This window comes from Sphingobacterium sp. HSC-15S19 (assembly GCF_050433745.1).
GTDB lineage: Bacteria > Bacteroidota > Bacteroidia > Sphingobacteriales > Sphingobacteriaceae > Sphingobacterium > Sphingobacterium siyangense.
In genome coordinates this window covers 70,235-78,095 of sequence record NZ_JBNPWQ010000031.1, presented here as the reverse complement: position 1 = coordinate 78,095, position 7,861 = coordinate 70,235, and the positions used below count along the sequence as shown (strand labels likewise).

Here is a 7,861-nt window from a genome sequence, read left to right as displayed (position 1 = left end):
ATTTCCATGTACAGGCTATTGCATATCCTCCGCCTAGTGGTTATCGCAGCACAGGACCGTCGGTGAGCCTGCTCCATCGGAAGCTGTTCCGCAACTATCCTTTACTAGCCTTGTCAAACGCTATTGCTTTTCAGCAGTATCCTATAGCTGCATATCGACAAGTACAGCAAGAGCTACTCGTAATGATTTTAGGAATACTCCTGTCCTGCTACTAGCCTTGTCAAGCTATATTGTTTTTCGTCTGTATCGTATTGCAGTATATCAATTGGCCTTGCAGTAGTTACTTGTCATAACTAATTTTATATGTTATCTGACTGTTGGGAAGTATACTGGTAGTGGTTAAAGATATAGCTATCAGAATTACATGTTATACAGCTATTTTCCACTATTATTAAGTTTTATGAGCAGATATCCCTGTCCCAGCTGCTGTCTCGATAACTTACAGATGGGAGAAAATCTCCCTTTCTAGGTATATCATTCGTATTTCTACGAGATATTATCTAATTTAGTTGTTATTGCATTATATGATGATAAAAGTAAAACAGGTATTGGTTTTTGGTTTTTTAATCGTATTCTTTTTGAGGAATAATCGATTAAATGCGCAAAATAAGTCTTTGGATGATGGTGTGCTACGAATATTGGCCATCGGTAATAGTTTCTCGGAAGATGCTATTGAACAGAATTTATATGAATTGGCGAAAGCCGGCAAGAAAAAGATAGTGATCGGCAATCTCTATATTGGGGGAGCTCCTCTAAGTTTACATGTAAGTAACGCAAAAGATGATAAGCCAGCTTATCGCTACCGGAAAATAAATCTTGACGGGCAAATGTCCGAGAAAGCAAATGAGCGCTTATCTGAAGCGCTTATCGATGAGGCTTGGGATTATATTAGCTTTCAGCAAGCAAGTCCGCTATCAGGAGATTATGATTCGTATGCGAAGGATCTGCCACCTTTATATGATTATGTAACAAAACATATTCTATTTCCTGAAACTAAGTATATATTGCATCAAACTTGGGCATATCAGAACGGTTCATCGCATGAAGGTTTTGTTCGTTATAACCGTAGCCAAGATAGTATGTATAGGGCTATTGCCAATACTTCGCAAGAGGTGTTTAACTGGGGTAATTTCGATCTGTTGATTCCTTCGGGTACAGCTGTTCAGAATGCACGTTCGAGTTTTGTGGGGGATAATTTTACACGTGATGGTTATCACCTAAATCTGAACTATGGACGTTTCGTTGCTGCCTGTACCTGGTATGAGGCGTTATTCCATGAAAATATACTGAACAATACATTTTTACCGCTCAAAGTAACCTATGTAGAGGGAGAAATTGCGCGAGCAGCAGCACATAAGGCAGTGGAATTCCCCTATGCTGTTACCGTATTAAAAGATTTTCAATTAATGAACTAGTATTTATATGAGTATCAAAAAGAGCTATTTGATCGAATTGGATCACGAAACAAAAAATACCAAACGTATTCTAGATCGGATACCGGACGATAAATTGGATTGGCGCCCGCACGAAAAATCGATGAGTTTGGGCGAATTGGCTGCTCATGTTGTCGAGTTACATAACTGGGTACACAAGGCAATACCAAAGGACGTATTTGATTTTAAAGTAGATTATAAGCCTCTCAAAGTATCCTCTGTCGAAGAGTTGAAAACAATCCTCACTCTTGGACTGGAAGAGAACAAGGCAACACTAGCGGATATCGCCGAATTGGATTGGTTTAATGAATGGGTGCTTAAAGCTGGGGACCATGAGATTGCCCGTTTGCCACGAGCGGGAGCGATACGTTTTATTGTCAATAATCATATCGTTCATCATCGTGGTCAGTTGACTGTTTATTTGCGATTATTGGATATTGCTGTACCGGGCTTATATGGACCGTCGGCAGACGAAGCAATGTCTAGTTAATGTTGTCATCTAATTATTAGGTATAAAAAAAAGGGAATCAAATTTGATTCCCTTTTTTTTATATGCTCGATGGTCTAATTATTTAGCCAATTCTTCTGCGATTGCTTTTCCAATTTCAGCTGGAGATTCAACAACACGAATACCACACTCACGCATGATTTTCATTTTTGCAGCAGCAGTGTCATCTGCACCACCTACAATTGCACCAGCGTGTCCCATACGACGTCCTGGAGGCGCTGTTTGACCTGCGATAAATCCAACAACAGGTTTAGTACCGTGTTCTTTGATCCAACGAGCAGCTTCAGCTTCCATTCCACCACCAATTTCACCGATCATGATGATCGCTTCAGTTTCAGGGTCATTCATTAATAATTCAACAGCTTCTTTCGTTGTTGTACCAATGATAGGGTCACCACCAATTCCGATTGCTGTTGTGATACCTAATCCTGCTTTTACAGTTTGATCTACGGCTTCGTAAGTTAAAGTTCCTGATTTAGAAACAACACCTACATTACCTTTTTTGAAGATAAATCCTGGCATGATACCGATTTTAGCTTCGCCTGCAGTGATGATACCTGGGCAGTTAGGACCGATCAAACGAGAGTTTTTGTCGCTCAAGTAAGATTTTACTTGGATCATATCTTTTGTTGGGATACCTTCTGTAATACAAACAATCACTTCGATACCAGCAGCGGCAGCTTCCATGATCGCATCTGCAGCAAATGCTGGAGGTACAAAAATAATAGAAACATTAGCTCCTGTAGTGTCAACTGCATCTTGCACAGTATTGAATACAGGACGGTCTAAGTGTTGTTGACCACCTTTACCAGGAGTAACACCACCAACTACATTTGTTCCGTACTCAATCATTTGAGTAGCATGGTAAGTACCTTCGTTTCCAGTGAAACCTTGAACGATTACTTTTGAATCTTTATTAACTAATACACTCATTTCTTCTTTAAATTTTGCACACAAATCTACTATTTTGCTTTCTAAAATGGAAGCAATGTGAATAGGAATGTGACCTTTATTGATAAATTTTTAATTGAAATTGCGTTTTTGGATAAAATCCCAAAGAATAATGCCAATTGCGACAGATACATTTAAGGAATGTTTGGTTCCGTATTGGGGGATTTCGATGCAGGTATCAATTTTTTCCATGACATCTTCATCTACTCCATTGACCTCATTTCCAAAAATCAATGCATACTTTTTGTCATTTTCTGGTTCAAACTGATGTAACATAACACTATCATCTGCTTGCTCGATGGCAATAATGACATAACCTTCTGACCGAAGCTGATCAACAACAGCTGTGGTATCTTTGTGGTATTCCCAAGCAACTGATTGAGTAGCCCCGAGGGCGGTCTTTTCGATTTCGCGATGGGGAGGTGTGCCCGTAATGCCACACAAGTATATTTTTTCAATAGCAAATCCGTCTGCAGTACGGAAGGCCGAGCCTACATTATGCATGCTCCGTACATTGTCCATAACGATTGTGATAGGAGTTTTTTCTTGTTTTTTAAACGATTCAACATCTGTACGTTGAAGTTCATCCATCGATAATTTTTGCATGTCGCAAATATACTAAACCTAAAAAATAAAATAGATTTTGAATATTGAAAATAAGGTGTTATTTTTGCAGTCCGAATTACAAGAAAAAATTGAATAAAAATTAGCTAAAAAAAATGGCAAATCATAAATCAGCGATCAAAAGAATTAGAGCAAACGCTACTAAACGTTTAAGAAACCGTTACCAAGCAAAAACTACACGTAACGCAATCAAAAAATTACGTCACACTACTTCTGCAGAAGAAGCAAAAACATTGTTACCACGCGTAATTTCTATGCTTGATCGTTTGGCAAAGAAAAATGTGATCCACAAGAAAAAAGCTTCTAACAACAAATCTAAGTTAACAAAATTTGTTAACGGTTTAGCGTAAGCTTTTCGTATAGATATAGAGGGGTACAGCTCGCTGTATCCCTTTTCTTTATGTTATATACTTTGGATTTCTCTTTCCAAGCGAATGGTAAATAAAAAAGCATCGATATTCGATGCTTTTTTATTTTAAAACTGACTTGGAGTGTTTTTTATTGTTGCAAATTTGGAAGTAGCTCCGCGATGACCTTTTTCAATTTGTTGGGATCTTTCATGTAAGGTTCTAAATCGTAAAGTTCCACTTTTTTAAAGTCAATGGGATGACTCTCACTCTGCAGTGAAATAGTCCCCTTACTTAAAAGCTGACCATCCTTTTTCACTTTAGGATCGAAACCACTTACATTGCCGCCACCAATTTGGGGTTTATTATACTGTAATACGACCTTGTTTTCAAGGATATGCTGCACAAGTGAGTCTCCCAATACTAAGAAATCAGCAGTTACCCATTGATCTCCAGCATAGGTTTTTGATGTTGAGCTGATGCAATGTGGTGTAAATAGCTTATTGTCGATTACAACGTTTGTGCCTGGTGTACAAAGGTTACTTGTGGTCCGTTCGTCCTTGCCATTTCCACCCAACAGTTGCCCTTCGATCGATATTGGAAAGTCTTGATCCACCCCCATGGTATTAGGATCCTGTCCATGTAGCATGGCTCCGCTATTACGCCAGGCCCAACCTTCTCCACCATTTACCTGTTCACCAACAAATCTGTAAGTGACGCGCAATAAATAAGCTGAGAATTCTTTATTGTAGAATAGATGGCCATACTGAAAATTAAAATTATCATAACCATCATATCTTACTTTGAGTAAACCGTCTTCTACACGAAATGTATTTTTATAATTATCCCCAACTTTGTGGTTTCTGATTTTTGGGGTCCAGTTCTTCAGATCTTTCCCATTAAATAACTGAATGGGTTTGGGTTTCTTATCTTGAGATTTGGCAAATAAAGAAGTGCTGAGCAATAAAATTCCAGCACTATAAATGATATGTTTGAATTTCATCCTGAATTAGGTTTATTGACCTAAATTAGGTAAACATTTTTAAATAAGCAATTCTTTTTGTTTGACGTATTCGCTTGGACGGATACCGACGACCTTATTGAATGTGTTACTAAAGGTGGGGAGACTATTGTATCCAACTTTGAGTGCAACTTCATTTACACTTAGTTTTTCGTCTAAAAGGAGCTTAAGAGCAGTCAGCATTCTGAGAATCGTGTAGTACTGGATAAAAGACATATTTAATTCTTTTTGAAATAGTCTGGCTAATGTACGTTCACTAATGTTAAATAATCCGGCAAGTTTTTTAAAGCTGACATTTTCCTCTATATTCTCTTCGAGGTAAGTAACGATATCCTTTAATTTCTGATGATTAGGATAGGGTAAGGCCAATGGAAGCTCATGCAGCGATAATTCCGGCAAGATAAGTTTAAATGCTGTAGCGATACTATATTTAGGTTCTTCGACCGGAAAGATATTGCCATTCCAGCGGTTGGTAAACATAATCAGCTCTATCAAAAGATCATTTACTGGATAGATTCCCATTTTGCTATAGAAGGGTGCGTCATTATTGGTTTTGGGAAAGTACAAATTACGCATAACGACCTCCGGTGTACTTGGATGAATACTATGTTTTATTCCAGCGGGAATCCACAAATAATGTCGGGCAGGTAGAAAATATGATTTTTCCTCTGTCTTAACAAATACGACACCGCCTTCTGTATATAAAAATTGGTCCTTATCGTGGCAATGTTCGGAAATATGATTCTCTGCAATAATGGCGTGGTGACAGTAAATGCTATCTTCAAATGAGTCTACTTCCGTCATATAATAACGGTTGACATATTTAGCATCTGTCGTTATATCTTGTGTATTCATTTTAACCTATAATACTATGTCACAAAGGTAAGACTTTTTTACTAGACCCCACCTTTACTTCTTGAAAGTGAGTGTATGCTTACGTTAAAATGGCAATTAATCGACGAGAGAGTTAGTCTTTACTTACTTTAGTTTTGCCTTTGTTATTGTAAGTTGTTTGTTATCAGTGTGATATATATTATCGATCAGTGTGATATAAAATATTTTTTTATTATGATTTGTTGTATATTTTTGATTTGTAGCGAGTTGTGTCTTTTTAGTCTCGTTTGGATAATTTTGTGTCGAATGGTAATAAATATGCAGTTTAAAAAAATGCTAAAATTGTTTGGTTAAGAGGTGGGAAAATATAACAAAGAACTTTACAAATAAGGGAAATATATAGGTTTCAATTTCTTAAGTTTACAATAATGGAATAAAATCAAACTATAACAATATGGCTTACGAAAGAATAAAAGTTCAAAGCTTACATGATAAAGTGATTACAGCGGAAGAAGCTGCTAAGCTATTTCAAAACGGAATGGTCGTTGGATCGAGTGGTTTTACTAAGGCTGGAGACAGTAAGGTTGTGTTACCAGCCTTGGCTGAACGTGCAAAAGTGGATCCATTGAAAATAACCTTGATTACTGGGGCTTCGTTGGGACATGGAACAGACGGTAAATTGGCGGAAGCGGGGGCACTATCCAAGCGGATGCCTTTTCAGGTAGATCGTATTTTACGTAATAAAATTAATGCCGGGGATGTGCTGTTTATTGATCAGCATCTAAGCGAAACAGCCGAATTGCTGCACAATAAGAATTTGCCTCAGGTGGATATTGCTGTTTTGGAAGTAGCAGCAATAGAATCAGACGGAAGTATTGTTCCAACGACTTCTGTGGGAAATTCGGCTACTTTTGCTGCATTGGCTAAGCAGGTTATTTTGGAGGTCAATACTGCGATACCGATGACGATTAAAGGGATACATGATATTTACCAAGCAGAAGATTACCCTCGCCGTAATGTTATTCCGATTGTAGCACCTGAAAATAAAATTGGGCGTAAAACTATTCCTTTGGACGCAAGCAAGGTGGTGGGAATTGTGTTTACGAATGAGCTTGATAGCCCAGCCGATATTGCTGAACCGGATACCAAAACTACAGCGATAGCGAAGCATATTTTACAGTTTTTCGAAAATGAAGTAGAGCTAGGTCATTTGTCAGAAAGCTTGATGCCCCTCCAAGCGGGTATTGGAAAAGTAGCTAACGCTGTTCTAACTGGATTTATACATAGTAAGTTCCGTAATCTAACGATGTTTTCTGAAGTGTTGCAAGATAGTACCTTTGACCTTATCGATGCTGGAAAACTGGATTTTGCTTCTGCTTCTTCAATTACTGTTTCGGAAGAGTGTTATTCAAGAGTGTTCGATCATTTGGATCGATACCGCGATAAAATTGTATTGCGCCCACAGAACATTTCCAATACACCTGGACTGATCAAACGTTTGGGAATTATAGCAATTAATACAGCCATAGAGTTTGATATTTATGGAAACGTAAATTCTACCCATACTTCGGGAACAAATATCATGAATGGTATCGGTGGATCGGGTGACTTTGCACGTAATGCTTATTTGAGCATCTTTGTTACACAGGCAGCCTCTAAAGGGGATGCAATTTCTCATATTGTTCCTATGGTTTCTCACGTAGATCATACCGAACATGATGTCGATATTTTGGTAACAGATTATGGTTTGGCAGATTTGCGTGGTTTAGCGCCTCGTGAGCGAGCGAAAGTAATTATTGAGAACTGTGTACATCCCGATTATAGGGAGCAGCTATCAGACTATTATAACCGCGCTTGTAAAAGGGGAGGGCATACACCACATTTGTTAGAAGAGGCTTTTAGCTGGCATATTAATCTTCGTGAAAAAGGAACAATGAAAAAAGATCACTAACCGAGGGCGCGCGGTTATATATAGATTAAATGTATAAAGAAAGGCGAGGTTTAATGGTAGACTTCGCCTTTCTTGATGTATAACTATCACAAAGAAAATCACGTATTCATTTTATTGGCACGTTCGCCGATGATATCACAGACGTACCATTGATTGCCCATGGTAGCATAATTTCCCTGGCCGCAAACTCCA

At 38.2% G+C, this 7,861-nt stretch carries 9 protein-coding genes; 5 read left to right on the top strand and 4 right to left on the bottom strand.

The genetic code is table 11. The features are described 5' to 3' along the window. From L1283_RS21640 to L1283_RS21630, 3 genes are all read left to right on the top strand, one after another. Window positions 1-215, top strand: a 215-nt coding sequence (locus L1283_RS21640; protein WP_429626447.1) for a hypothetical protein, incomplete at its 5' end; no start/stop codon positions are given. Between the two features lie 309 nt (window positions 216-524). Next, window positions 525-1,415: a DUF4886 domain-containing protein gene (locus L1283_RS21635; protein ID WP_244294465.1), complete on the top strand. Its 891-nt coding sequence runs from the start codon at window positions 525-527 to the stop codon at window positions 1,413-1,415. Window positions 1,416-1,422: 7 nt separating this feature from the next. After that, a complete protein-coding gene (locus L1283_RS21630) occupies window positions 1,423-1,923 on the top strand; it encodes a DinB family protein (protein WP_145328157.1) in 501 nt (166 codons plus the stop codon). Window positions 1,924-2,001: 78 nt separating this feature from the next. Here L1283_RS21630 and sucD read toward each other — a convergent pair whose 3' ends face one another. Together sucD and L1283_RS21620 are read right to left on the bottom strand one after the other, a co-directional pair. Further along, window positions 2,002-2,874, bottom strand: a complete 873-nt coding sequence (gene sucD / locus L1283_RS21625; protein WP_070564656.1) for a succinate--CoA ligase subunit alpha — start codon at window positions 2,872-2,874, stop codon at window positions 2,002-2,004. A gap of 90 nt (window positions 2,875-2,964) precedes the next feature. Further along, the gene (locus tag L1283_RS21620) at window positions 2,965-3,498 is read right to left on the bottom strand and encodes an RNA methyltransferase (protein WP_070564659.1); all 534 of its coding nucleotides are present in this window, start codon (window positions 3,496-3,498) and stop codon (window positions 2,965-2,967) included. A 113-nt stretch (window positions 3,499-3,611) separates the two neighbouring features. On the opposite strand from L1283_RS21620, the gene rpsT reads away from it, so the two are divergent. Beyond that, window positions 3,612-3,866 carry a 30S ribosomal protein S20 gene (rpsT, locus tag L1283_RS21615; RefSeq protein WP_046671646.1) on the top strand — a complete coding sequence of 85 codons (255 nt, stop codon included), beginning with the start codon at window positions 3,612-3,614 and terminating at the stop codon, window positions 3,864-3,866. A gap of 148 nt (window positions 3,867-4,014) precedes the next feature. Here the strand turns inward: rpsT and L1283_RS21610 are convergent, their stop codons facing one another. Further along, window positions 4,015-4,866, bottom strand: coding sequence for a 3-keto-disaccharide hydrolase (locus tag L1283_RS21610; protein WP_075991192.1), 852 nt, complete (start codon window positions 4,864-4,866; stop codon window positions 4,015-4,017). Between the two features lie 39 nt (window positions 4,867-4,905). Next, a complete protein-coding gene (locus L1283_RS21605) occupies window positions 4,906-5,739 on the bottom strand; it encodes an AraC family transcriptional regulator (protein ID WP_075991193.1) in 834 nt (277 codons plus the stop codon). 433 nt (window positions 5,740-6,172) lie between these two features. On the opposite strand from L1283_RS21605, the gene L1283_RS21600 reads away from it, so the two are divergent. After that, entirely contained in the window at window positions 6,173-7,669 is a 1,497-nt protein-coding gene (locus L1283_RS21600; RefSeq protein WP_145328158.1) for an acetyl-CoA hydrolase/transferase family protein, read from the top strand. Window positions 7,670-7,861 lie beyond the last annotated feature (192 nt).